22 protein-coding genes are annotated in these 23,724 nt (G+C 68.2%); 11 read left to right on the forward strand and 11 right to left on the reverse strand.

Annotated features, from left to right (window positions below; translation table 11 throughout):
• Window positions 1-12: 12 nt before the first annotated feature.
• From ACYVKL_RS31695 to ACYVKL_RS31705, 3 genes are all read left to right on the forward strand, one after another.
• A complete protein-coding gene (locus ACYVKL_RS31695) occupies window positions 13-1,365 on the forward strand; it encodes a hypothetical protein (RefSeq protein WP_379167714.1) in 1,353 nt (450 codons plus the stop codon).
• 93 nt (window positions 1,366-1,458) lie between these two features.
• Complete coding sequence (locus ACYVKL_RS31700; RefSeq protein WP_379167712.1) at window positions 1,459-2,466, forward strand: AurF N-oxygenase family protein; 1,008 nt, start codon at window positions 1,459-1,461, stop codon at window positions 2,464-2,466.
• Between the two features lie 150 nt (window positions 2,467-2,616).
• Complete coding sequence (locus ACYVKL_RS31705; RefSeq protein ID WP_379167710.1) at window positions 2,617-4,119, forward strand: flavin-containing monooxygenase; 1,503 nt, start codon at window positions 2,617-2,619, stop codon at window positions 4,117-4,119.
• A 64-nt stretch (window positions 4,120-4,183) separates the two neighbouring features.
• Here the strand turns inward: ACYVKL_RS31705 and ACYVKL_RS31710 are convergent, their stop codons facing one another.
• Window positions 4,184-4,876, reverse strand: coding sequence for a chymotrypsin family serine protease (locus tag ACYVKL_RS31710; protein WP_379167708.1), 693 nt, complete (start codon window positions 4,874-4,876; stop codon window positions 4,184-4,186).
• A 51-nt stretch (window positions 4,877-4,927) separates the two neighbouring features.
• On the reverse strand, window positions 4,928-6,487 hold the full coding sequence (locus ACYVKL_RS31715) for a carboxylesterase/lipase family protein (protein ID WP_379167707.1): 1,560 nt from the start codon (window positions 6,485-6,487) through the stop codon (window positions 4,928-4,930).
• 67 nt (window positions 6,488-6,554) lie between these two features.
• On the opposite strand from ACYVKL_RS31715, the gene ACYVKL_RS31720 reads away from it, so the two are divergent.
• The 3 genes from ACYVKL_RS31720 to ACYVKL_RS31730 all read left to right on the forward strand — a co-directional run bounded on the left by ACYVKL_RS31720 (window position 6,555) and on the right by ACYVKL_RS31730 (window position 10,792).
• Window positions 6,555-7,844: an ROK family transcriptional regulator gene (locus ACYVKL_RS31720; RefSeq protein WP_379167705.1), complete on the forward strand. Its 1,290-nt coding sequence runs from the start codon at window positions 6,555-6,557 to the stop codon at window positions 7,842-7,844.
• A 78-nt stretch (window positions 7,845-7,922) separates the two neighbouring features.
• Window positions 7,923-9,272, forward strand: a complete 1,350-nt coding sequence (locus ACYVKL_RS31725; RefSeq protein ID WP_379167703.1) for a M20/M25/M40 family metallo-hydrolase — start codon at window positions 7,923-7,925, stop codon at window positions 9,270-9,272.
• Window positions 9,269-10,792: a YfcC family protein gene (locus ACYVKL_RS31730; RefSeq protein WP_379167701.1), complete on the forward strand. Its 1,524-nt coding sequence runs from the start codon at window positions 9,269-9,271 to the stop codon at window positions 10,790-10,792. Before ACYVKL_RS31725 ends, ACYVKL_RS31730 begins: the two co-directional genes overlap by 4 nt.
• Here the strand turns inward: ACYVKL_RS31730 and ACYVKL_RS31735 are convergent.
• Window positions 10,789-11,370, reverse strand: a complete 582-nt coding sequence (locus ACYVKL_RS31735) for a TetR/AcrR family transcriptional regulator (RefSeq protein ID WP_379167699.1) — start codon at window positions 11,368-11,370, stop codon at window positions 10,789-10,791. The genes ACYVKL_RS31730 and ACYVKL_RS31735 overlap by 4 nt on opposite strands.
• A gap of 66 nt (window positions 11,371-11,436) precedes the next feature.
• Between ACYVKL_RS31735 and ACYVKL_RS31740 the strand changes: the two genes are divergently transcribed.
• Window positions 11,437-12,753, forward strand: a complete 1,317-nt coding sequence (locus ACYVKL_RS31740; RefSeq protein ID WP_379167697.1) for a family 1 glycosylhydrolase — start codon at window positions 11,437-11,439, stop codon at window positions 12,751-12,753.
• 99 nt (window positions 12,754-12,852) lie between these two features.
• Here the strand turns inward: ACYVKL_RS31740 and ACYVKL_RS31745 are convergent, their stop codons facing one another.
• Window positions 12,853-13,845: an LLM class F420-dependent oxidoreductase gene (locus tag ACYVKL_RS31745; RefSeq protein ID WP_357192547.1), complete on the reverse strand. Its 993-nt coding sequence runs from the start codon at window positions 13,843-13,845 to the stop codon at window positions 12,853-12,855.
• Between the two features lie 114 nt (window positions 13,846-13,959).
• The gene (locus tag ACYVKL_RS31750; RefSeq protein ID WP_379167693.1) at window positions 13,960-14,427 is read right to left on the reverse strand and encodes a MarR family winged helix-turn-helix transcriptional regulator; all 468 of its coding nucleotides are present in this window, start codon (window positions 14,425-14,427) and stop codon (window positions 13,960-13,962) included.
• A gap of 82 nt (window positions 14,428-14,509) precedes the next feature.
• Between ACYVKL_RS31750 and ACYVKL_RS31755 the strand changes: the two genes are divergently transcribed.
• Window positions 14,510-14,833, forward strand: coding sequence for a rhodanese-like domain-containing protein (locus ACYVKL_RS31755; protein ID WP_379167692.1), 324 nt, complete (start codon window positions 14,510-14,512; stop codon window positions 14,831-14,833).
• 19 nt (window positions 14,834-14,852) lie between these two features.
• Here the strand turns inward: ACYVKL_RS31755 and ACYVKL_RS31760 are convergent, their stop codons facing one another.
• Window positions 14,853-15,437 (reverse strand): TetR/AcrR family transcriptional regulator, encoded by a 585-nt coding sequence (locus ACYVKL_RS31760; protein WP_357192549.1) that lies wholly within the window; start codon window positions 15,435-15,437, stop codon window positions 14,853-14,855.
• Between the two features lie 193 nt (window positions 15,438-15,630).
• Between ACYVKL_RS31760 and ACYVKL_RS31765 the strand changes: the two genes are divergently transcribed.
• The gene (locus tag ACYVKL_RS31765; protein ID WP_213557624.1) at window positions 15,631-16,791 is read left to right on the forward strand and encodes an acyl-CoA dehydrogenase family protein; all 1,161 of its coding nucleotides are present in this window, start codon (window positions 15,631-15,633) and stop codon (window positions 16,789-16,791) included.
• A 49-nt stretch (window positions 16,792-16,840) separates the two neighbouring features.
• Here the strand turns inward: ACYVKL_RS31765 and ACYVKL_RS31770 are convergent, their stop codons facing one another.
• Together ACYVKL_RS31770 and ACYVKL_RS31775 are read right to left on the reverse strand one after the other, a co-directional pair.
• On the reverse strand, window positions 16,841-18,067 hold the full coding sequence (locus ACYVKL_RS31770) for an MFS transporter (RefSeq protein WP_379167691.1): 1,227 nt from the start codon (window positions 18,065-18,067) through the stop codon (window positions 16,841-16,843).
• Window positions 18,067-18,717 carry a GntR family transcriptional regulator gene (locus ACYVKL_RS31775; RefSeq protein WP_379167690.1) on the reverse strand — a complete coding sequence of 217 codons (651 nt, stop codon included), beginning with the start codon at window positions 18,715-18,717 and terminating at the stop codon, window positions 18,067-18,069. Before ACYVKL_RS31775 ends, ACYVKL_RS31770 begins: the two co-directional genes overlap by 1 nt.
• A gap of 148 nt (window positions 18,718-18,865) precedes the next feature.
• Between ACYVKL_RS31775 and ACYVKL_RS31780 the strand changes: the two genes are divergently transcribed.
• The gene (locus ACYVKL_RS31780) at window positions 18,866-19,327 is read left to right on the forward strand and encodes a PaaI family thioesterase (protein ID WP_379167689.1); all 462 of its coding nucleotides are present in this window, start codon (window positions 18,866-18,868) and stop codon (window positions 19,325-19,327) included.
• A gap of 59 nt (window positions 19,328-19,386) precedes the next feature.
• Here ACYVKL_RS31780 and ACYVKL_RS31785 read toward each other — a convergent pair whose 3' ends face one another.
• Both ACYVKL_RS31785 and ACYVKL_RS31790 read right to left on the reverse strand, forming a co-directional pair.
• Entirely contained in the window at window positions 19,387-19,782 is a 396-nt protein-coding gene (locus tag ACYVKL_RS31785) for a hypothetical protein (protein WP_379167688.1), read from the reverse strand.
• A gap of 137 nt (window positions 19,783-19,919) precedes the next feature.
• A complete protein-coding gene (locus tag ACYVKL_RS31790) occupies window positions 19,920-21,152 on the reverse strand; it encodes a cytochrome P450 (RefSeq protein ID WP_379167687.1) in 1,233 nt (410 codons plus the stop codon).
• Between the two features lie 185 nt (window positions 21,153-21,337).
• Between ACYVKL_RS31790 and ACYVKL_RS31795 the strand changes: the two genes are divergently transcribed.
• Window positions 21,338-22,933 (forward strand): carboxylesterase/lipase family protein, encoded by a 1,596-nt coding sequence (locus ACYVKL_RS31795; protein ID WP_379167686.1) that lies wholly within the window; start codon window positions 21,338-21,340, stop codon window positions 22,931-22,933.
• A gap of 22 nt (window positions 22,934-22,955) precedes the next feature.
• Here ACYVKL_RS31795 and ACYVKL_RS31800 read toward each other — a convergent pair whose 3' ends face one another.
• Window positions 22,956-23,204 carry a helix-turn-helix domain-containing protein gene (locus ACYVKL_RS31800; protein WP_379167684.1) on the reverse strand — a complete coding sequence of 83 codons (249 nt, stop codon included), beginning with the start codon at window positions 23,202-23,204 and terminating at the stop codon, window positions 22,956-22,958.
• Window positions 23,205-23,724: the final 520 nt, after the last annotated feature.

Below are 23,724 nucleotides of genomic sequence, written 5' to 3' on the forward strand. Positions count from 1 at the left end.
CCGGAGCCCGTGATGCCCACCGCCCCCAACCGGCTCACCGCCGACGACGACCTGTTCCTGAAACTGCACGACCTGTACGGCACCGCCCTGGTCAATCAGCTGGCCTGGCGCTTCGACGAAGCGCTGGATCCCGCTGTGCTGGAACGCCTGCACGCCCACCTCGCGCACGGGTTCCTGGCCCGCCGGGTGATGACCACCGCGGTGCCCTTCGCCCGGCCGTGGTGGGCACCGGCCACCACCGCCGAGCCGCTGGCCGTGCAGCAGCACCCGGTACCCGAAACCGGCGTTCTGGATTGGCTTTTCGAACAGAGCAAGGTGGAATTCGACCCGATCACCGGCCGCGTGTGGCGATTGTCGGCCGCACCCACGACGTCGGGCGGAACCCTGCTGTCCCTGATCACCTCGCATGTGGGCGCGGACGGCGGAGCGGTGCTCTTCGCCCTGGGTGATGCCCTGCGCCGACTCGATGCCGGTGAATCACCCGACATCGCGACGAGTTCGGGCCGCCTGGTGGGCCCGATCCCCGTCGGCGGCCTGTCGCGCGCCCACCTCGCCGACGCCATCGGTCAGCTGCGCGCCGCCGCTCGGAGCATCCGTGCCGCGGCGAAAGCCCGCGAAGTCCGAGAGCCCGTCCGCAACCCGCGGCCCGACGAACCGCGACGCCCACTGCCGGATCGCCATTCCCCCGCCGACCTGGTGGTGGAAGTCGATGCGGCCGAATGGAACTCCGTCGCCGCCGCCCACGACGGCACCGACAACGGCCTCATGGTCGGTGTAGCCGTCGGCCTGCTCGGCCGCAGCGGCCGCATCGAGGACGGAGCCGAGGTCCGCGTCGACATCCCGCATTCCCTGCGCGGAATCGACGATCCCCGCGCCAACGCCACCACCGGCCTACCCATCGCGGTGCCCTACCGCAAGGGCGAGCGCACCGACCTGCGCCAGGTGCGGACTGCCATCAAACAGGCGGCCCGCGCCTACTCCGATCCGGCCACCACCCCCGCGCTACAACACCTCCAGCCGGTCCAGATGATGCTGCCGAAGTTCGTCCTGGGCTTCTTCTCCCGCACGGCCAAGGCCCCGGAATGCCTGTGCACGAATCTCGGTGAGACCGGTCAGGGCGTGGCGACTGTCGCGGGGGTGCGCGCCCGCTCGGTGCTCATGCGCCCGGTGGTCTGCACCGCCGACACCGATCTGTTCCGTCGCGTGGAGGTCGGCCTGAACCTGTCCTGGTCGAGCGACGGCGACACGGTCACCCTCGCGATCACGGGTGCGGATCCGGATCGTTTCCCTACTCGGGAAGCCCTTCGCGACCTGGTGGGGGACGAATTCGAGGCCTGGGGACTGCGGCCTCTCTGCTGGAGCTGAACCCTACTGGTCGGTACCTGTTGACGCGGCGCCAATGTACGCGTAACCATGGATTACAGATACTTAGGTCCATTTCCGAAAGAGGCTCTGACAATGACGTCAGCACATGCGACGGACGACCCCGCGGTCGCGCTTGCCCGGCAGTATGCCGAGAAGCTCATGCTGCTCTCGCAGGGGTCCGTCGACAAGAATTTCGATCCGTTCACCGATATCGATTGGGATCACCCCGATTTCGCGGTCGAGCAGGATGACAAGCGGTGGATTCTGCCCGTCTCCGGCGATATGTTCGCGCGGCATCCCTGGTATCAGGCCCAGTCCGAGGCTCGCAAGATCGCCATCGGGCTGTGGCGGCAGGCCAATATCGCCAAGGTCGGCCTGCAGTTCGAGACCCTGCTCATCGGCGGGATGGTGCAGCACACCTTCAAGCTGCCCAATGGCTCGCCGGAGTTCCGCTACTGCACCCACGAGGTCATCGAGGAGTGCAATCACACCCTGATGTTCCAGGAGATGGTGAACCGCATCGGGATCGACGTGCCCGGCATGAGCACGATCCTCAAGCAGCTCACCTACCTGGTGCCGCCGTTGGCCTCGGTCTTCCCGAATCTGTTCTTCATGGCCGTGCTGTCGGGTGAGGAGCCGATCGACCACATCCAGAAGGCGATCCTGCGCGCCGGCGAGGACATCCATCCGATCATGCGCGGCGTCATGGCGATTCACATCGCCGAGGAGGCCCGTCACATCTCCTTCGCTCACGAGTTCCTGGAACACCATGTGCCGCAGGCCAACCCGTTCGACAAGTTCGTGCTGTCGCTGGCCTTCCCGATCGTCATGTGGATCGGCGGCCGGGCCATCCTGATTCCGCCGCGCGCGTTCTTCGAGGAGTTCGACATCCCGCGGTCGGTCCGCAAGGAGGTCTTCTTCGGGCTGCCCGAGTCGAAGGAGGCGTTCGCCGGCTTCTTCGGAGACGTGCGCTCGCTGGCGCATCGGATCGGGCTGATGAACCCGGTGTCCAAGCGGGTGTGGAAGGCGCTGGGTATCGGTGGTGCCACGACCCGCTATCGGTCGGAACCGGATCGGCCAGGGCAAGTCCGCGCGGCCTGACTTCTCGGGGTTCGGGGGCGAAGTCCCTGAGAGTCCCGAGGGTTGGGCTTCCCTGACCGTCAGGCAGTAGACGTTACTATGAATAACATGTAATACTCGGAGCGCCCGGACGCCGGTGTCCGGGCGCGACCGACCGGAAGCGAGTTCCCCATGACGCGGCATGTCGACGTACTGATCATCGGCGCGGGCCTGTCCGGTATCGGCATGGCCTGCCACCTGACCAGGGAGAAGACCGGGCGCAGCTACCTGATCCTGGAGCGCCGGACCGCCATCGGCGGCACCTGGGACCTGTTCAAGTACCCCGGCATCCGGTCCGACTCGGACATGTACACCTTCGGTTTCGGCTTCCGGCCGTGGCACGGCACCAAGGTGCTCGCCGACGGACCGCACATCCGCCAGTACATCGAGGACACCGCCGCCGAATACGGCGTCACCGATCACATCCGCTTCGGCCGCAAGGTCACCAAGACCAGCTGGTCCAGTGAGCAGGGCGTCTGGACCGTCGAGGTGCTCGACGAGCGCTCCGGCCAGACCGAGACCTACACCAGCGACTTCCTGGTCGGCTGCACCGGCTACTACGACTACGACCAGGGCCACCGACCCACGTTCCCCGGCGAGGAGAACTTCGCCGGCACGATCGTGCACCCGCAGCACTGGCCCGAGGACCTCGACTACAAGGGCAAGCGCGTCGTCGTCATCGGCAGTGGCGCGACCGCCATCACCCTGATCCCGGCCATGAGCAAGGACGCCGCGCACGTCACCATGCTGCAGCGTTCGCCCACCTACATCGCCGCGCTGCCCGCCGACGACCCGGTCGCGGTCGGCTTCAAGTTCGCCAAGGTCCCCGCGGCCATCGCCTACAAGGCGGGCCGGGCGCGCAATATCGCGTTGCAGCGGGCCAGCTACCAGCTCTCGCGCACCAACCCCAAGCTGTCGGCCAAGCTCATGCTGGCCGCGGTGCGCGCGCAGGTCGGGTCGAACATCGACATGAAGCACTTCACCCCCAGCTACAACCCGTGGGACCAGCGCCTGTGCGTGGTGCCCAACGGCGACCTGTTCAAGGTGCTGCGCAAGGGTGAGGCCTCGATCGCGACCGACACCATCGACACCTTCACCGAGACGGGCATCCGGCTGTCCTCGGGCGAGGAGCTCGAGGCCGACATCGTGATCAGCGCAACGGGTTTGAAGGTGCAGATGCTCGGCGGCGCGGAGCTCGAGGTGGACGGGCGGACGCTCGCCACCCGGGATCTGGTGGCCTACAAGGGCGCGCTGCTCGGCACGGTCCCGAACATGATGATCGTCCTGGGCTACACCAACGCCTCCTGGACCCTCAAGGCGGATCTGGCCGCTGAGTACTTCTGCCGCCTGCTGAACCACATGCGCGACAACGGATTCAGCGAAGTCGTCGCCGTCCCGCAGGAGGGTGACCGTTCCGAGGCGTCGCTCATGGGCGGTGCGCTGACCTCCGGCTACATCCAGCGCGGTGACGGTGTCATGCCGCGCCAGGGCACCCGGGGCCCGTGGCTGGTGATCAACAACTACTTCCGCGACCGCGCCATGCTGCGCAAGGCGCCGCTGGAGGACGGTGTGCTGCGGTTCCGCCGCGGCGCCGCCAAGGCCGAACCGGTGGCCGCCGAAACCCGTTCGGCCTGACCGGATCCCGAATCTCGAACCCGGCCGTGCAGGGTGCGGCCGGGTTCGTGTTGTCCGGGGGGCGTTAGATCGGCTGGAAGCCGCTGCCCACGCCCTTGCCCGCGTCGACGGCGGCGCGCACGGTGTCGAAGGCGACGGCGATGACGGGGGAGTGCAGCGGATTGGCGGCGTCGGTGCAGCTGAAGCGGAGGGTCCGGGTATCGCTGATCAGCGGCGCCGAGACGATGCCCACCAGTTGGTCCCCGTAGGTGACCGGCGCACCCGAATCGCCGTAACTCGAACAGGCCTGTTCCAGCAGCCCCACCGGGCTCGACGTCCACACCACGCCGCAGCCGTACCCGCTGGTCCGGCCGTTCTGGCAGACCACGCTGAACGCGGGCGGCGTCGGCGCGAAGCCGGTGATGGTGGTGCCGTTGACCGAGCGCAGCGGAATGACCACGGCCGGATCGAATTCGATGACGGCGTAATCGAGTTGCTCGTCGGCGGCGCGAACCACCCCGACCACCCCGGCGTCGGGGAACTGCTCCCCGCGCACCGGCGTCCCGGCCTCGGCGCAGTGCCCGGCGGTGAAGCCGACCAGCCGCCCGGCGGCGTCGTGCCCGATGGCGGTCAGACTGCATTTGGTGGCCCGGCCCAGCACCAGGCCGGAACCGCCGCCGAGGGCTGCCTGCTGGTCACCCGGGGCGGCGTGCGCGGCGGGGGCCGCGGACAGTCCGCAGGCGACGACCATGGCGGCCGGTGCGATCCAGCGGTTCACCTGCATTGTCCTCCGATCGAGACGGCTATTGCTCCACGGTAGCCCGCGGGTTCAACGCAGCCAGATCGGCCGCTGCGCGGCGAAGGGATCGGACTGGACGTGCGATGCATCCGACCAGATCATGGTCTCGCGCCGGTCGAGAGTGTAGCGGGGCCAGGCGTCGCCCGGGTCGCCGTTGCTGACGAACGACACCCACGCCTGGTGGATCGCGTCGGCGAGCGCCTGCGGCGGGTTGTTTCCGGTCACCGCGGTCACGCCCTGCGCTCGCAACAGGTCGAAGGCGAACGGGACGTCGAGGCAGTGGAACGACATGCCTTGGTAGTCGGGCGCGGTGGAGGTCCAGGTGAACTCGTAGAGCCAGGTGGGCTGCTGTCGGCCGGCCCGCATCTCGGCCACCCGGTAGGACGGCATGCGGATGACGGCGTCGCTCTGCGCCTGTCCCGCAATCTGATTCGCGGTCAGGCCCGGATAGGCCAGGGTGAAGGTCGCTGCGGTCGACGGGTCGAATCCGAGCGCGCCCAGGGCGGCGGGCAGGGTGGTGTCGGTGACCGGCGGTCGATTCCCGGTCAGGGGCGCGGCATTGAACTCGTGCGCGGTGAAGCCGAGCATGAGCGGAACATCCTGGTCCGCACCGGATTTCAGGACTTCGGCGCTGGTGGCCGGGATGAGCGTGCCGTCCGCCCACGGGGCCAGGCCGAGCAGGGTGGCGGCGCTGCTGTCGGGTCCGAGTGCGCGCAGCTTGTCCTCGAGGTCCTGCAATCCGGTCTTGCTCAGGTCCCGCAGCGCGGCGGCGGTCGCGGGCCGGCCGGTGCGCTTGGTGAACAGGGCCGACATGGCCAGCGCGGTGGCGCGGTCGTTCGGCTGGGTGAGCGCGCCGGACTCCGAAATGCCCGCGCGGAACAGCCCTTTCGCGGACGGGGTGTTCATCAGCGCCCACACCGCGCCGCCGCCCGCCGATTGGCCGGCGATGGTCACCTTGGCCGGATCGCCGCCGAACGCCGCGATATTGTCGCGCACCCAGGTCAGTGCCGCGATCCAGTCCAGGACGCCGCGGTTGTCGGGGGCGTCGTCGAGATGCAGGAAGCCCTCGATGCCCAGGCGGTACCCGGCCGACACCAGCACCACGCCATCGCGATTGAAGGCCGCGCCGTCGTACCACGGGCTGGCCGGGCTGCCCGCCACGAAGCCGCCGCCGTGAATCCACACCAGCACAGGCAGTTTCGCGTCCGGGTCCGGATTCGGGGTGAACACGTTGACGGTGAGGATGTCGTCGCCGGGAATGGACGGCTCCGGAATGGCGGTGACCTCGGACAGTTGCTTCACCTGTGCGGTCGGCCCGTACGCGGTGCAGTCGCGGGTGTCCGTCCACGGGATCGGAAGTGCGGGCGCGGCGAACCGCAGCGCGCCCACCGGCGGCTGGGCGAACGGGATGCCGAGGAAGGCGACACCGGTCTCGCGGCGCACGCCGCGCACCGGTCCGGAGGTGGTCGTCGCGGTGGCGGTCCCGCGCGACCGTTCGGGCCCCGAGTTCCCGCTCGAACACGCCGTGGTCAACGCCAGCACCCCCGCTCCGAGCAGGAGAGTCCGTCGTCCGATCTGTTGCGCGGCCATGCCAACCCCTGATCCACGATTAATGTCAACACTTGAAATAATTACCTGACACCATAGTCTCGACTCCGTGGAACCCGCACCGCCCACCCGTCGCGCCGCCGCCGCGCCGGGTCCCTGGCCGAACGACGCCGCGGCCATCCGCCGCCGCAACCTGGGCCTGGTCCTGCGTCACCTCGCCGACCACGGCCCCTGCCCGCGCACCGAGGTGGCCGCCGCCACCGGCCTGGCCCACGGCTCGGTCACCGCCCTGGTCGCCGATCTCGCCGACCGCGGCCTGATCACCGAGGACGACGTCCAGCGGTCCGGCGCCCGCGGCCGCCCCGGCCGCCCGCTGCGCCTGGACCCCACCCGGGCCGCCGTGGCCGCCATCCAGGTCACCTCCGAACACCTCCGCGTCGCGGTTGCCGACCTCGCGGGCATCGTGTTCCACCACGACACCGTGCCGCACGACCTCGCGCCCGGAACGCCCGAGGCGATGGCCGATGCCATCGCGGCCGTCCTCGCGGACACCGTCACCCGCTTACCCGGATTCGCCGGAGCCGAAACGGATTCGGCGCCGCGCCCGGTCCTGGCGCGCGCGGTGATCGCCATGGCGGGCCCGGTCCTCGACGATGCGGCGCAAACCGTGGTGGTGGCACCGGATTTCGGCTGGATGGAGCCGGTAGCCTTGCGCGCCCTGGTCGCCGCCCGCCTGCCCGCGCCCACGATGGTGATCGACGTGGTCAACGACGCCAATGCGGCGGCCCTGGCGGAATTCCATGCCCTGCCCCGGGATTCGCGCGGTCTGGTGCTCATCGAGGCGGGCACCGGTATCGGCGGCGGCGTGGTCCTGGACGGCCGCATCCACACCGGCAGTCACGGCATCGCGGGTGAACCCGGCCACGTCCCCGTCGCCATGGACGGCCCGGACTGCGTCTGTGGCGCCCGCGGCTGCCTGGTCTCCTATGCGGGCCCCGAAGCCGTGTTCGCCGCCGCGGGTCTCGGTGATGTCCTGCACCACCGGGGCATTCAGGCCGCCGAAGCCGACCTGCTGACCCGCCTGCACCGATCCGACCCCGCCGCCGTCACCGCCCTGGCCACCGCCGCCCGAGCCCTGAGCGCCGCGATCCTGTCCATCACCGCTCTCCTCGACACCGACGAGGTCGTCCTGGGCGGGCTGCTCGCCGAATGGTTCCCCTGGCTGTCTCCCACCATCGAAACCCACCTCGCCGGCCGCCGAGCCCTCGCTCCGGCCCTCGGCCTGCGGGTCGCCCCCGCCACCCTCGGCGAGGAAGCCATCCTCACCGGCGCCCTCGGCTTCGCCCGCCGCGCAATCCTTTCCGACCCAGCTCTCGTCCCCCTGCTGCCTGCCCGCTGACTTGGCCGGCGGTCGGTGAATCTGCGTGTCGCTCGAGATTCGCCGTGGAACCGAGGGTACGGATGGTTCGATGTTGGGATGGACCTGCGCCAGGATCTGAGCTTTGCTGTCGACGGCCTCATGCCCGAATTGAAATCGCTGCTCGGGCAGTTGGTTGCCATCCCGTCGATCGCGTTCCCGGACTATCCGAAGGACAATGTTCAGCGCGCGCACGATCTGATCGCCGAGGAGTTGCGGAAATCGGGGGTGGGGGAGATCCGGGTACTGGATCTGCCCGACACCTCGCCGGTGATCTACGGGCGGATTCCGGCTCCGGAGGGTGCGCCGACCGTGCTGCTGTACGGCCATTACGACGTGCAGCCTTCGGGGGACGAAAGCCTCTGGCACACACCACCGTTCACGCCCACCGAGCAGGATGGGGCGATCTACGGGCGCGGGGCCGCCGACTGCAAGGCCAACGTGGTGGCGCATATCGGGGCGTTGCGGGCGTTCGGGGGCAAGCCGCCGGTGGGGGTGACGGTGGTGATCGAGGGTCAGGAGGAGTACGGGTCGGTCTTCGACGACTACCCGGCCGAGCATCCGGAGCTGTTCCAGGCCGACGCCCTGCTGATCTGCGATGCCGGCAATATCCGGGCGGGGCAGCCGACGCTGGTGACCGCGTTGCGCGGCGTCGCGGACGTATTCGTGGAGGTGCGGACGCTGGCCGCGCCGGTGCACTCGGGGCAGTTCGGCGGGGCCGCGCCGGATGCGTTGCTGGCCTTGATCGCCGCGCTGTCCACGCTGCACGACGCCGACGGCAATGTGGCGGTGCCGGGGCTGCGACGGGACACATGGACGGGTGCGAACTACACCGACGCCGAGTTCGCCCGGGTAACCGGGATGGAGCCGGGCATGCCGCTGCTGGGGACCGGGCCGATCGGGGAGCGGATCTGGTACGGGCCCGCGATCACCGTGATCGGCATGGACGCACCGCCCACGAAAACGGCCGCGTCCGCGGTGGTTCCGTACGCGAAGGCCTACCTGAACGTGCGGGTGCACCCGGAACAGGATCCCGCCGAGGGGCAGCGCGCGGTGATCGAGCACCTGAAGAAGGCCCGGCCGTTCGGCGTCGAACTCCAGGTCACCAGCGGTGACGTCGGCGCCGGATTCGCCGCCCGCACCGACGGTCCCGCGTATGCGGCGATGGGGGCGGCCATGGCGAGGGCCTGGGGCGTCGACACCGTCGACTCGGCCATGGGCGGCTCGATCCCGCTGACCAATTCCATGGCCGCCGCCAACCCCGGCTCCGAGGTGCTCATGCTCGGTGTCGAGGACTCCGAATGCAATATGCACGGCTTCAACGAGCGGGTGCTGGTGAGTGAGCTGCGGAACGTGGCGCTGGCCGAGGCCGAGTTCTTCCAGCTCTTCGCCGACCGGATGCGCCGATGAGCGACACAGCGACGCTCGAGGACGCGCCGAAGCCGGTGCGGCACAAGAAGAAGCGTGGCTTCCCGTCCACGTACACCATTCTCGCCGGGGTCACCCTCGCGGTGTGGCTGGCGGCGTTCGTGATTCCGCCGGGCGCCTACGACACCGACGACAAGGGTCATCCGATCGCGGGCTCGTACCACCGCCTCGCCGACGCCCAGGACTTCTCCGCCCGGATCCGGGACCTGTTCCTGGCTCCGATCAACGGCCTCTACGGCATTCAGGACGAGAAGACCTCGCAGGTCGCGCCGGATCTGCACGGCTCGCTCTACGGCGCGGCCGCGGTGTTCCTGTTCGTGCTGGCGGTGGGCGCGTTCATCACCGTGGCCTTCGCCACCGGAGCTCTGGACAGCGGTATCGGGCGGCTGGCGTTCAAGCTGCGCAACCGGTCGATTCTGCTGATCGTCGGCATCATGGTGGTGTTCGCGATCGCCGGCACGGTCGAGGGTTTCGCCGAAGAGACGCTGGGCTTCTACGCACTGCTGGTCCCTTTGACGCTGGCGCTGGGCTACGACCGCATGACCGCGGTCGGCGCGATCATCGCCGGCGCGGGGATCGGCGTGCTGTGTTCGACGGTGAACCCGTTCGCCACCGGCACCGCCTCCTCGGCGGCGGGTATCGCCATCGGTGACGGCATCGTGCTGCGCCTGGCCATGCTGATCGTGCTGACGGCGGTCACCGTCGCCTACGTGATCTGGTACGCGCGCCGCGTCAAGGCCGACCCGGACAAGTCCTGGTCGGGCTGGCAGCCCGGTGACCGCGAGGTGAAAGCCGATGAGCACGAACCGGATCCGATGACCCGCCGCCAGGTGGCGGTGCTGTGGCTGGTCGGGCTCACCTTCGCGTTCATGATCTTCTCGATCATTCCGTGGGGCACCGTCATCGAGGGCCCCGACGCGCAGCCCTTCAGCTGGGAACTGGGTTGGTACTTCCCGGAATTGACCGCGCTGTTCCTGGTGGGCGCGATCGTGGTGGGCCTGGTGGGCGGCCTGGGCGAGGCCAAGATGTCGGAGAGCATCGGCAAGGGGTTCAGCGATTTCGTGGGCGCGGGCTTCGTCATCGTGCTGGCGCGCGGGGTCACGGTCATCATGAACAACACCCAGATCACCAGTACGGTGCTGCACGCGCTGGAGGGCGTGGTGTCGGGGACCTCGTCGGCGGCGTTCGCGGTGGCGGTATTCCTGGTGAATGTGCCGCTGGCGTTCCTGATTCCGTCCACCTCCGGCCATGCGACACTGGCCATGCCGATCATGGCCCCGCTGGCCGATTTCGCGCATGTGCCGCGGTCGCTGGTGGTGACGGGCTGGCAGTCGGCGTCGGGCTGGGCCAATCTGGTCACCCCGACGACGGCGGTGGTGACCGGTGGTATCGCGCTGGCGAAGGTGCGTTACGACCGGTACGTGAAGTTCATCGTCCCGCTGATGGTGATCCTGTTCGTACTGATCTGCGTGTTCCTGGCCGTCGCGGCGTGGATCGGCTAGCCGGAGCGGGGGTGCACGCCGGTGAACTGGGCCCAGCACTGCCGCAGGTAGAACTCCATGTCGATGGAAGGGTCGATGAGCCAACGGGATTGCAATCCGTCGGACAGCGCCATGAACGCGGTGGCCATGACCTCGACGTCGACGGTCGCCGGGATCTGGCCCGCCTGCTGCATGTCGCTCAGCACGTAGGCGAGGCCGCGGGTACCGAGTTCGTAGTGCAGGCGCATGTATTCGTGGGCGGGGTGGTCGGCGTCGGCGGCGGCCGCCTGCATGTGGGTGAACAGTTCGACGAGTCCGGGCACCTGGGTGTTGTGGCGGATGAGCCGGATCAGGGCCTCGGGGGTGGGTTCGCCCATGGCGGCGGTGTCGACCTCGTCGCGCTTGCGCAGGACCGCGACGAACAGTTCTTCCTTGGAGCCGAAGTAGTGCAGCAGCCCGCTCTGGCTCAGCCCGACCGCCTCGGCGAGCTCGGCCACCGAGGTGGCGAGGAAGCCGCGTTCGGCGATGGTGTGCAGGGCGGCCTCCAGGATCTGTTCCCGCCGTTCGATGCCTTTCCCGTAGGGTCCGCGTTTCGCCATCGGTCGAGTCTAAGCGTCCTCTGAGAGTTCCTTGTCCATCAAAACCGCACGATGTACGGTTTTCGCATGCGATTCCGCCGCCGCACCCTCGCTACGGTCGTTCTGGCCGCCTCCGCCGCCCTGGTCGCGACCACCGCACCCGCCTCGGCCCGGCCGGAGCCGCCCGCGCGGATCGCGCCGCTGGGAACGGACTTCCTGTGGGGTGTGGCGGCCTCCGGCTTCCAGTCCGAAGGGCATGCGCCGGACAGCAATTGGTCGCGCTACGCCGCCTCCGGGAAGACCGAGGACCCGTACCTGGACTCGATCGACTTCTTCGACCGGTACGAGTCCGACATCCAGCTGGCGAAGCAGCTGGGCGTGAAGGTCTATCGGATCGGCATCGAATGGGCCCGGGTGCAGCCGCAGCCCGGCGTGTGGGACGAGGACGGACTTCGCTTCTACGACAAGGTGATCGGTTCCATCGAGGCGGCGGGCATGCGGCCCATGCTGACCCTCGACCACTGGGTGTACCCGGGCTGGGAGGCCGATCGCGGCGGCTGGAATCACCCCGAGATGGTGACCGACTGGCTGGCCAATGCCCGCACGATCGTGGATCGCTACGCCTCGGGCAACCCGCTGTGGGTGACGTTCAACGAACCGGCCATGTACATGATCAACGAGGTCCGGCTGGGCAATCTGCCCGCAGCCGAGATTCCGGTGATGCAGGATCGAATCGCGCAGGCGCACAACGCGATCTACGACCACATCCACCAGGTGCAGCCGGGCGCGATGGTCACCAGCAACGTCGCCTACCTGCCGACCGCCGAGGACCTGGTGAACGGCGCGCTCATCGGCAAGATCGCGGCCAAGCTCGACTTCATCGGAATCGACTACTACTACGGGGCGTCGCCGGATGCCGCGCACTCGGCCGATCTCTCGGCGCTGTGGAAGAACCCGCTCCAGCCCGACGGCATCTACTACGCGCTGGACCACTATTCTCGCGCCTACCCGGGCAAGCCGCTCTACATCGTGGAGAACGGCATGCCCACCGAGAACGGCAAGCCCCGCGACGACGGCTACACCCGCGCCGATGATCTGCGCGACACCGTTTACTGGGTCCAGCGCGCCAAGGCCGACGGCATGAACGTGATCGGCTACAACTACTGGAGCCTCACCGACAACTACGAATGGGGCTCCTACACACCGCGATTCGGCCTCTACACCGTGGACGTGAAGACCGACCCCACGCTCACCCGCCGCCCGACCGACGCCGTTCCGGCCTACACCGCGATCACCGGCGCCGGCGGCGTACCCGCCGACTACCGCCCGACCCGCGACCCCAGGACCTGCTCGCTCGTCGACGCCCCGTCCAGCTGCACCGATCCGGTGACGCTGCCGCACTGACCACCCGGCGGCTCGCCGGATCGGTTGCGGGACAACCGTGTCCGCGCATCGGATGTCAACCCATCGCGGCCGATCCGGCGAGCGAAAACTCGCCCGCGCTCAGCGCAATGCGGGAATGACCTCACGCTCGAACAGTTCCACGCCCGAGGTGTCGTAGGCGGTCTCGGGGAAGTAGTGGATCGAATAGCCCAACCCGAGATCCTTGACCTGCGAGAGTCTTTCGACGATCTGCTCGGGAGTGCCCACGGCGGGGGAGTTGCGGAACAGATCCTTGACGTGCTGGGCCGCGCCTTCCGCGCCGACGAACGGGGTCAGGCGGGCTTCCAGCTGCGTCAGCCGTTCCTGCACTTCCGCCTCGGTCGCGCCGACCAGCGTGTTGAAGTTGGAGCTGCGGGTGATGGCGTCGAAATCCGTGCCGACCTCGGCGCAGTGGTCGCGCAGCAGTTCCGACTTCTGGGCGAAGGTTTCCGGGTCGCCCGCGAAGTTGGTGTACTGCGCGTACTTCGCCGCGATCCGCAGCGTCACCTTCTCGCCGCCGCCCGCGACCCAGATCGGAATCCCGCCTTCCTGCACGGGAAGTGGCCGCACGATCGCGCCGTCCACCTGGTAGTGCTTGCCGTCGAGCGTCGCCTTCCCGGTGGTCCAGGCCTGCTTGAAGATCTGCACGCCTTCGTCGAGGCGGCCCAATCGCACACCGGGGGAGGGGAATCCGTATCCGTAGGCGCGCCATTCGTGCTCGTACCAGCCGCCGCCGATGCCCATCTCCACGCGGCCGCCGGAGATGAGGTCCACGGTGGCGGCCACCTTGGCCAGGTAGGCCGGATCGCGGTAACTGATGGCGGTGCACATCTGCCCCAGCCGGATTCGTGAGGTGCTGGCCGCCAGCGCGGACATCAGCGACCACGCCTCGTGGGTGGCCTCCTCGGTGGGCACGGGGACGGTGTGGAAGTGGTCGTAGACCCACAGCGATTCCCAGGCGTCCCCGGCATCCGCGCGGGTGGCCAGGTCCCGGATCACTCCCCATTGCGCGGCGGGGTCGATGCCGACCAGGTCGAGCCGCCAGCCCTGCGGGATGAAGATGCCGAAACGCACGAGATTTCTCCTCTGGTCGAATCCGGTCGATCGAATCCGGTGGGGATCGATTCCGGCATCCACTGTTCCCGTCCCCCGCCCGGCGGGCAACCGTTGGACACAGCCCGCGCCGAACTACGGCGCGCCGACCTCCGGGGTCGGGACATCGCTGGGTGCCAGCACCTTTCGCAGTGCGGATGCGACGGTTTCGAGTTCGGCCGCGTCGAGCTTGCCGCCGAGTCGCCGCTCGATGCCGGCCAGGTAGTGCGGTGCGGATTCGCGGAAGCGGCGGCGTCCTTCGTCGGTGATGGCCACGAAGGCCGAACGCCCGTCGTCGGGGTTGGATTCGCGCCGCACCAGGCCCTTCAGTTCCATCTCGGTGACCAGCCGGCTCACCCGGGTGCGGCTGAGCACCACGCGCTCGCCCAGGTCGCTCATCCGGAGCCGGTGCGGCCCATCGAGTTCCAGCAGCACGTCGTACCAGCTCAGCGGCAGTCCGGTGGCGTGGCGCAGTTCGGCGTCGAGTTCGGGCACGAGGCGGGCGTGGACCTGGAGCAGGGCGGCCCAGGCGTGGACGGCCGGATGGGATCGGGGGGCGGACACAAGCTCATCATAACCGGTTGCGTGCACCCGCACATACGTAGTAGCGTGCACACGCACATACTTTTCGGTGAAAGGAATTCTCATGACCGCGCTCATCACCCGCGAGGAACTGCTGAAGGAGATCGAGGCCGGAACGGTCACCGTGCTCGACACCCTGGGCGGCGCGTACTACGCCAAGGCTCATCTCCCGGGTGCGGTCGCCCTGGTCGGGGCCGACGTGGAAACCCGAGCGCCGCAGCTGCTTCCGGACCGCGACGCCGCCATCGTCACCTACTGCTCCAACGCGGCCTGCTCCAACAGCCAGCACGTCGCGACCGAGCTGGAACGACTCGGCTACACCAATGTCCGCAAATACCGCGACGGCATCCAGGACTGGACCGAAGCGGGCCTGCCCATCGAAAGCTGATCGGCCGTCGCGGGCTTGCTCAGTCCTTGACGGTGATCGACAACCGGGGGCGGGTGGCATTGCCGGGGGAGACCCGCTCCCACACCGCGTCCAGCATCGGGGCCAGCAGCAGTTCGCCGAACTGCCGCAGCAGTACCGCGACGATCTGGTCGGATTCGGGCTTGTCGGTGGAGGCCAGCCCGGCCGCGCGTAGTCCGGCGACTTCGCTGCGGGTCAGTTCCACCACCGCGTCCAGCAGATGGATGCGGGTTTCGGAGGGCTCCAACAGGGACCGGCGAATGTAGTTCACCACGGCGGGGTTGGCGTGCAGCATGTTCCGGACCGCTTCGTCGCGGGCGGAGGCGACCTCGGCGTGAGTGCCGGTCGGCGGGATCGAGGCGACGGCCTGTGCGAAGTAGTCGACCACGAGTTGGTCGGTGGCGTCGCGCAGGCCGTCCTTGGTCTTGAAGTGGTGCTGGACGAGGCCGAGGGTGACGCCGGCTTCGGCGGCGACCGCGCGCAGCGAGACCCGCGAGTCGCCGTACTGGGCGAACAGATCCATCGCGGCATTGCGGATGCGGGCCTTGGCGGTCAGGTCGTCTTTGGTGGCTCGTGGATTCAGCATCGCCCCTCAACTTAGTGGTTATCGGCCGCACGCTGGGCATTCGGTATGATTGACCGACTCACGATACAACTGTATCGTTCGCGGCAAGGAGGATCCCCAGATCCGGCCTCTGACCGGGGAACCGGTAGCGCACCGCGTTGCCCCGGGTGCGGTGGAGCCGCAACATTCGACGCAACCACGGAGAGTGACACCGATGTCCGAACTGTTCCCCGACTACCGGCCCACCTGGGAGACCGATCAGCACCGCGAGCTGCGCAAGCACGCCGCGGAGTTCTTCCGCAAGGAGGCCGTGCCGAATCGCGAGCGCTGGACCGCGCAGCACATGGTCGATCGCGAGTTCTGGAACAAGGCCGGCGCGGCGGGCCTGCTCGGCCTGGACCTGCCGGAGGAATTCGGCGGCGCGGGCGGCGATTACGGCATGCAGGCCATCGTCCAGGAGGAGCTCGTCTACGCCCACGACAACGGCTTCGGCTTCTCGGTGCACTCGCCGATCGTGTCGCACTACATCTACAACTACGGCAATGACGAGCAGCGCGCGAAGTGGCTGCCGGGCATCATCAGCGGCGAGCTGGTGCTGGCCATCGCCATGACCGAGCCGGGCACCGGATCGGACCTGCAGTCGGTGCGCACCACCGCCATCCGCGAGGGCGACCACTACGTCGTCAACGGTTCGAAGACGTTCATCTCCAACGCCACCCACTGCGATCTGCTGGTGATCGTGGCCAAGACCGACCCGTCCCAGGGCGCCGCGGGCGTCTCGCTCATCGTGGCCGAGACCAAGGATCTGCCGGGCTTCGAGCGCGGCCGGGTGCTGGAGAAGATGGGCCAGCACGCCCAGGACACTCGCGAACTGTTCTTCTCCGACATGCGGGTGCCGGTGGCGAATCTGCTGGGCGCGCAGGAGGGTCTGGGCTTCTATCAGCTGATGGAGCAGCTGGCCCGGGAGCGGCTGATCATCGCCAGCCTGTGCTCGGCGCTGGCCGAGGCGGCGGTGCTGGAGGCGCTGCGCTACTCCAAGGAGCGCGAGGCGTTCGGCCGTCCGATCGGCAAGTTCCAGCACAATGCCTTCACCCTGGCGGAGGTCAAGACCGAGGCGCTGGCCATCAAGACCTTGGTGGACTACGCGATCCAGCAGTACATCGACGGCAAGAACGATCCGTCCACCGCGTCCATGGCCAAGCTGTTCGCGGCCGAGACCTGCGACAAGGTGGTGGACCGCTGCCTGCAGCTGTTCGGCGGCTACGGCTACATGATGGAGTACCCGATCGCGAACATGTACACGGGTTCTCGCGTGAACCGGATCTACGGCGGGACCAGCGAGATCATGAAGGAGATCATCTCCCGCTCGCTGTGAGGCGGGGCCCGGCGGCGGGCGGTTGGGGGCCGCCGCCAGGTGTCCGAGCTCAGGCCGGGCGGGAGCGGCTCACGATGGCCAGGCAGACCGCGCAGGCGGCGGCGAGGACGCCGAACATGGCGGGGTAGCCGACGCCGATCCCGTTGTGGCAGAACGCCATCAGGGCCGGGACACCGAACCCGAGGTAGCTGACCGCGTAGAACACCGCGGTCAGTCCGGCCAGGTCGTCGGGGCGCGCCATGCGCTCGATCTCGAGCAGGCCCGCGACCAGGCCACTGCCGAATCCCATGCCCAGCGCGACGGCGGTCAGCACGGTCAGCCACAGGGTGAGGGTGGCGGAAGCGGCTGCGGCGAGCAGCATTCCGAGGATGACCAGGCTCAGCGCCAGCACCGGCAGCCGCAGCGAGCCGGGCCGGTCGATCTTGCGCGCCACCGACTGGATGCCGAAACCACAGCCCAGGGTGATGACGGTGATCAAGGCGGAGAACGCGATCGGGGCGCCGTGCACCTTGGGCATCATCAGCGTCGGCATGATGGCGTAGGCCGCCGCCGACGAGGTGAACAGCCACAGGCACACCGGCAGCGCGATGGTGCGGAAGCGGTGATGTGCGCCGACGGGAACCTTCAGATCGTCGAGCAGCCGGCCCGGATTCGCCTGCGGCACGATCGTTTCCGGAGCGCGGAACAGCAGGACAGCCGCCAGTCCACACAGCGTCACGTTGATCAGGTAGGCGAGCGAGTCCGGCCATGGACCCCACTGCGCCAGTACCCCGGCCACGCCCGCGCCGACGCCGAAGCCGCCGGTGAGGCTCATGGCCGAGCGTCGAGCCCCGGTGCCGGAGGCGGTGTCGGCGGTGAAGGGCGGCTGCGACAGTTCCTTGAGCCAGCTGCTGCCCACCGCCATGGCCAGTCCCAGCGCGATGCCGCAGAGCACGCGGCCCGCGGAAAGCATGGGGACCGTGGCCGATCCGAAGGCCAGCAGCGTCGATCCGGTGGCCGCGATGAATGGGGCGGGGCGCATGAGCGGGCGGCGGCCGTAGCGGTCCGAGAGCGGGCCGCCGATGAGCAGGGCGGGCACGATGCCCAGCACGTATTCGAACAGCAGCAGGTCCACGGTGGTGCCGGGCAGCCCGTCGCGCTTGTACATGACCAGCAGCGGCGTGAATTCGTTGCCGCCCCAGGCGATCGCGAAGATGGCGGTCGCCACGCCGAGCCACGCCTTGGGGTGGGTGCCGATCCCGGTGGTGCGGGTGTCGAGGGTGGTCAGGGTCGCCATCACAGGCCTCGCGGGGTGACGCCGTGCACGTCGGTGAGGTGTTCGGCGAGGGCTTCGGCGAACCCGGCGCCGTCGGCGGCTTCGATCAGGTCGGCGAGGCGGGTGTGCTGTTCGATGATGCGGTGCGGGTTGGTCTCGCCGCGTTCCAGCGCGACGCTGTTCATCCGGCGCTGGCGTTCGCGCAGGGAGTCGTAGAAACCGATGAGCAGCGGGTTGTCGGCGGACACCACGTATTCGCGGTGGAAGTCGGCGTCGGCGATGGCGAATTCCTCGAGGTCGCCGGCGTCGGCCAGTTCGCGCTGGCGGTCCAGGGATTCGCGCAGCCGGGGGATGAGGCCGGCCCGCGCGATTCGGGTGAGCGCGTCGACCGCGCCGGTTTCCACGATGTAGCGGGCGTGGATCACATGGTCTGCTTCGTGCGAGGGCACGGGCACCACGAGCGCGCCGCGCTTGGGGTAGAGGCGCATCCAGCCTTCGGTCTCGAGTCGCAGGAAGGCCTCGCGGACCGGGGTGCGGGAGGTGCCGAGCTCGCCGGCCATCTCGTTTTCGCTGACCAGCTCGCCGCCGGGGAGGTCGCCGGTGAGAATGCGTTCCTTGATTTCGCGGTAGGCGCGTTCGGCGGCGGAGAAAGTCTTGGACACGACTTGCATACTAGAGGTGTCGTGGGATGATTTGCCTGGATGTGGCGGGTTTCACGGTCTGGGTGAAAGAGTTGCGCCGAAACCCTCTCAGGCGGAATGATTCACCTTGTTGGCACTACGTCAGTAAGTTGCCTTTTTCTGGGACGAGGAGGTCCGCATGGCGAACGACGCCCCCGCGTTGAACGAGGTCGTGAACAGCGCCCTGGAGTTCACGATTCCGATCGCGCACAAGATGGGTGTGCAGGCCGAAGAGGTGCGCCCCGGCTACGCGGCCACCACGGTCCCCATCGAGGGCAACGGCAATCACTTCGGCGTCATGTACGCCGGTGTGCTGTTCACCGTCGCGGAGATCCTGGGCGGCGCGATCGCCATCTCCAGCTTCGACACCGCCAAGTACTTCCCCCTCGTGAAGGACCTGCACGTGTTCTTCCGCCGTCCCGCCGCCACCGATGTGCGCGCCGAGGCGTCGCTGTCGGACGACGAGATCAAGCGGATCACCGAGGAAGCCGATGCCAAGGGCAAGGCCGACTTCACGCTCAAGGCCACGGTGACCGACGCCAACGGTGTGGTCGTCGCCGAGACCGAGGGTCTCTACCAGTTGCGCACCCACGGCAAGTAGGCCGCGGAAACGATTGAGCCCCGGGATCTCTCCCGGGGCTCAGCCGTGCGCACGCTCGATCAGGCGACGATGATCCAGCCCTTGCAGCCGGTGCCCATGCTGCCCGGCCACTCCGAACCGGAGACCTCGAACGGGATCACGCCCGGCATCGGGGTGCCGAGGTCGACGGCGGTGGTCACCGCGCCGTAGGTGTCGGGCAGCGGGGTGCGCTGCCCGGCCATGTCGATCTTGGCGTCGTCGGTGAAGTTGCTGGAGGTGGTGATCTCCAGCGTGGTGGGGGTGAACGAGTGCGCCATCAGCGTGGTCTGGCCGCACCTGCCCTTGGTGTAGTCCAGGGTGATCCGCTGCGGGGCGGTATCGGCGGCGGCGGGCGCGGCCAGCACTCCGGACAGGGCACACGCGGTTGCCGCCAGGGTGATGCGGCGGACGTACACGGACTTCACGAACACGGTCATAACTACAAGAACCCCTTCCTGTGGTCACAGCTGTGAATTCCCCCCGATCGACGACGATCATGCCGTGACCGCACCCCCGGCACCGGCGGACGCGCGGAAGCAGCAGGTTTTCAAATGAACCGGGCGAATCTACGGGCTTACGTGCTTCGGATTCGCAGGCGCAGCGGCAGGCTGCGGTGGCGGCGCACGAAGATGCTCGGAAACCACTGCGGCGGGGCGTCTTCGACGAGACCGAAGTCGGTCGTGCGCTCGAGTAGCGCGGTCAACGCGGCGGTGGCTTCCAGCTTGGCCAGCGCCGACCCGATGCAGAAGTGGATGCCGCGCCCGAAGGCGAGATTGTTGGCGCCGCTGCGCCGGTCCAGGTCGATGGTGTCCGGGTCGTCGAAGCGGGCCGGATCCCGGTTGGCCGCGCCCCACTGCAACAGCAGGTGGCTGCCCGCGGGAATCTCGATGCCGCCCAGCACGGTATCGGTGGTGACGTGCCGATGATGGCCTCGGAACGGCGATTCCAGGCGCAGCGCCTCGTCCAGGAAGGCGGGCAGGAGCGCGGGTTCGCGGCGCAGCTCGTCCTGGAGGTCGGGGCGGGTGGCGAGCAGGCGCGCGCCGTTCGCGATGAGTCCCGCGGTGGATTCGCCGCCCGCGCCGACGAGTTGGACCAGGATGAGCACGGCCACCACGTCGGTGATCTCGCCGGCCGCGCAGGCGCGGGCCAGCACGCCGAGCAGGTCGTCGCCCGGGTTGCGCTGGGCGGCCGCGAATTCGGTGTGCAGGTAGCCGGTGAGTTCGGTGGCCGCGGTGACCAGCTGCATGAAACGGTCGGCGTCGACCACCCCGCCCAGCATCTCGGTGCTGTCGTAGGCCCACGTGAGCAGTTGCGGCACAGCGGCGTCCGGCAGTCCGATGATGTCGGCGACCAGGGACAGTGGCAGCCGGTCGGCCATGCCCGCCGCCCACTCCATGCGATCGGCGTGGAGTTCCTCGGTCCACAGCCGGTCGACCAGTTCGGTGACGGTCGGTCCGAGTCTGCGAATCCGCTTGGCCAGCAAGGGCTGCACCAGCTTGCGCTGGGCTTGATGGCTGGGATCGTCGGCGGTGGCGAGTACGTGGATGGCCTGGCCGCCGCCGTCCATATCGAAGGTCGTCGGCGGCTGTCCCTCCTGCCGCAGCAGCGCGCCCGTCAGGTGCGAGGAGAACTCGTCGCCGCGACTCACCGCCTCGGTCACCAGGTCCCACGAGGTCACCAGGTAGAAGTCGGTGCCCGGGATGCGGTAGACAGGGGACTGCTCGCGCAGCCGCCGGTACAGCGGGTACGGATCGTCGATGTGCGCGGGATCGAAGACGTCGAGCGCGTCGGCGGAGGTGCGGGTCATGGGCCCACGGTCGCCCCGACCTGAATCGAGTGTCAACAACCGTCTCGCCGTGAGACGGTCCCCGCCCGGATACCAGGCCGCACGCAGGGGTTTTGCTGATTTCGTGAGACTCCGGACCCCCGTTCGAACCGGCCGACTAGTATCGAACAACTACGCGATAGCGCTTGCAGGCCCAGGAGGCTCGGGTGATCGTGCGTGACCAGGGGTGGTTCGGTAGGGGATTCGGCGTGGTGTTCGCGGCGGTCGCGCTGTTGGTGGCCACCTTCGCGATGAGCGGCCCGGTGGCGCGAGCGCTACCCGCTCCCGACACGGTCACCATCGACAGCGGCGCATTGCACGGCGTGATGGCCCAGACCTACCGCCTGTTCAATGGAATCCCTTACGCCGCACCCCCGGTCGGGGATCTGCGCTGGCGTCCGCCCGCTCCCGTCGCCCCGTGGTCCGGCGTCCGAGAGGCCCGCGACTCCGGCCCGAACTGTGCGCAGCCCACCGGACTGGGTGGCCTGCGCACAACGGTCGAGGACTGCCTCTATCTGAATGTGTGGACACCCCGCACCCTGCCTGCCGACGGTCGCCCCCTGCCCGTCATGGTGTGGATCCACGGCGGCAGCCTGCAAACCGGCTCCGGAAGCATGTACGGCGCAGCCCCTTTGGTTTCCCAACCCGACGGCGACGCCATCATCGTCACCGTCAACTACCGTCTCGGCCTGTTCGGCTTTCTCGCCGCCTCCGCCCTCGACGACGGCTCCGGCTCCGGCGACTACGGCCTGATGGATCAACAGGCGGCCCTGCGCTGGGTCAATCGCAATATCGCCGCCTTCGGTGGCGACCCGTCCCACGTCACCCTGGATGGTGAATCGGCAGGCGGCCTGTCGATCTGCACCCACATGGCCACCCCCTCCTCGAAGGGCTTGTTCCAGGCTGCCATGCTCCAAAGCGGCCTCTGCGCGAGCCAATCCCTCCCCGAAGCGGAGGCCGAAGGCGACACCTGGTCCGCCGCAGCCGGTTGCCCCGCGACCGACGACGCCACCTGCCTCCGCAACCTCCCCCCGGATGTCCTGGTCGATCGCGGCCCCGACGACACCAATGTGGTGTACGGTAACGCCTTCCTCCCCGAAAACCCACTCACCGTGCTGAAATCCGGTGGCATGGCCCATGTCCCAACGTTCGTCGGCTCCAACCACGACGAGGTAGCCCTCTGGGTCTGGATCAAATACGGCATCCCCCTCGGCCCCCAGATGACCCCGGCCGACTACCCCCGTCTGCTCGCCGCCAAGATCCCCGACCTGACCCCACCGCAGATCGACCAAGTCCTCCGCGAGTACCCCCTGACCGACTACCCCCAGCCGGCCCTGGCCCTCACCCGCTCCTGGACCGACCAGCTCGTCTGCAAACTGACCGGCCAGATTTCCGACCTCGCCCGCCAAAACCCCACCTACGTCTACGAATTCGACGACCGCGCCGCCCTGTCCCCACCCAGCACCTTCCCCATGGGCGCCTACCACGCCGCCGAACTCCCCTCCCTCTTCGACCTAGCCCAGGCGGGCTTCGCCCTCGACGCCGTAATGAGCCCCGCCCAGCACCGCCTCCAGTCCGAAATGCGCCGCTACTGGACCCGCTTCATCGCCACCGGCACGGCAGACCCGCAGGGCCTACCGGCCATTCCCCAATACAGTTCAGCCACACCGTCATTCCTGTCCTTCCGCCCCGCAGGCAACCAGTTCTCCGACAACTTCGCCGCCGACCACCGCTGCGCGTTCTGGAACAACCTGACGGGCTAGCCGCACATCGCCGGCCCGGATGTCACGCGGTGAACTCGCGATAGACGGACCGGGCGATGGCAAGACGGCCTCGCTCGGTCGAACGCCATCGCGCAGTACCCCGCGGCGTTCCCATTGCCAGCCCACTGCGCGACAAGCGCAGCAGCGCGCGATGAATCGAGGTATCGGGCAGCCCGGTTGCCCGCGATATCTGCCGCACGGTCATGTCCTGTACCTCGTCCAGAACGGACAGTGCACCAAGAACTTTCGCCTCCGACTGTGTGAACGCCATCGCTCATCGCCCCCGCCGATGGCTGGTAACGCGGCCCGCCCTGACCGGCACCTCCAGGTAGCCCCCATCGACGGTCCGCAACGTCAATACCCCGTGACCGTCCGACGGCGGGTCGAGTCGGCGTGTCCCTCGCCAATCCTCGACGAGCGCCCCGACTATCACCACCACTCCGATAGCGAGCATCGATACCAAAAGCCAAGTCTCCCAAGTCATGACGACTCCAAGTGATGTTTATGGCAAGGGCTTCGGATGATGTACCGAGCGGCGACCGAGCAATCTCAGGTGCCGGTCTGTACCTGTCCAGTAGACACTCGAAACATGCACTGACAGGACCAAAATGGCCGGGCCATTGAAATATGCTGGAGGTCCAAATTGGCCTGGCTCAAAATGTGGCAACCGAAATAGTGAGGCTAAGGAAATGACTGGATCTACGGTGTCCCGTAGGGCATTTGGAAAGTTCCTTCGTCAGATCCGGCTCGATGCCGGGAAGGCTGCCTTGGCTGCCGGGCTACGAATCGAG

The sequence above is a fragment of the Nocardia tengchongensis genome, assembly GCF_054781395.1.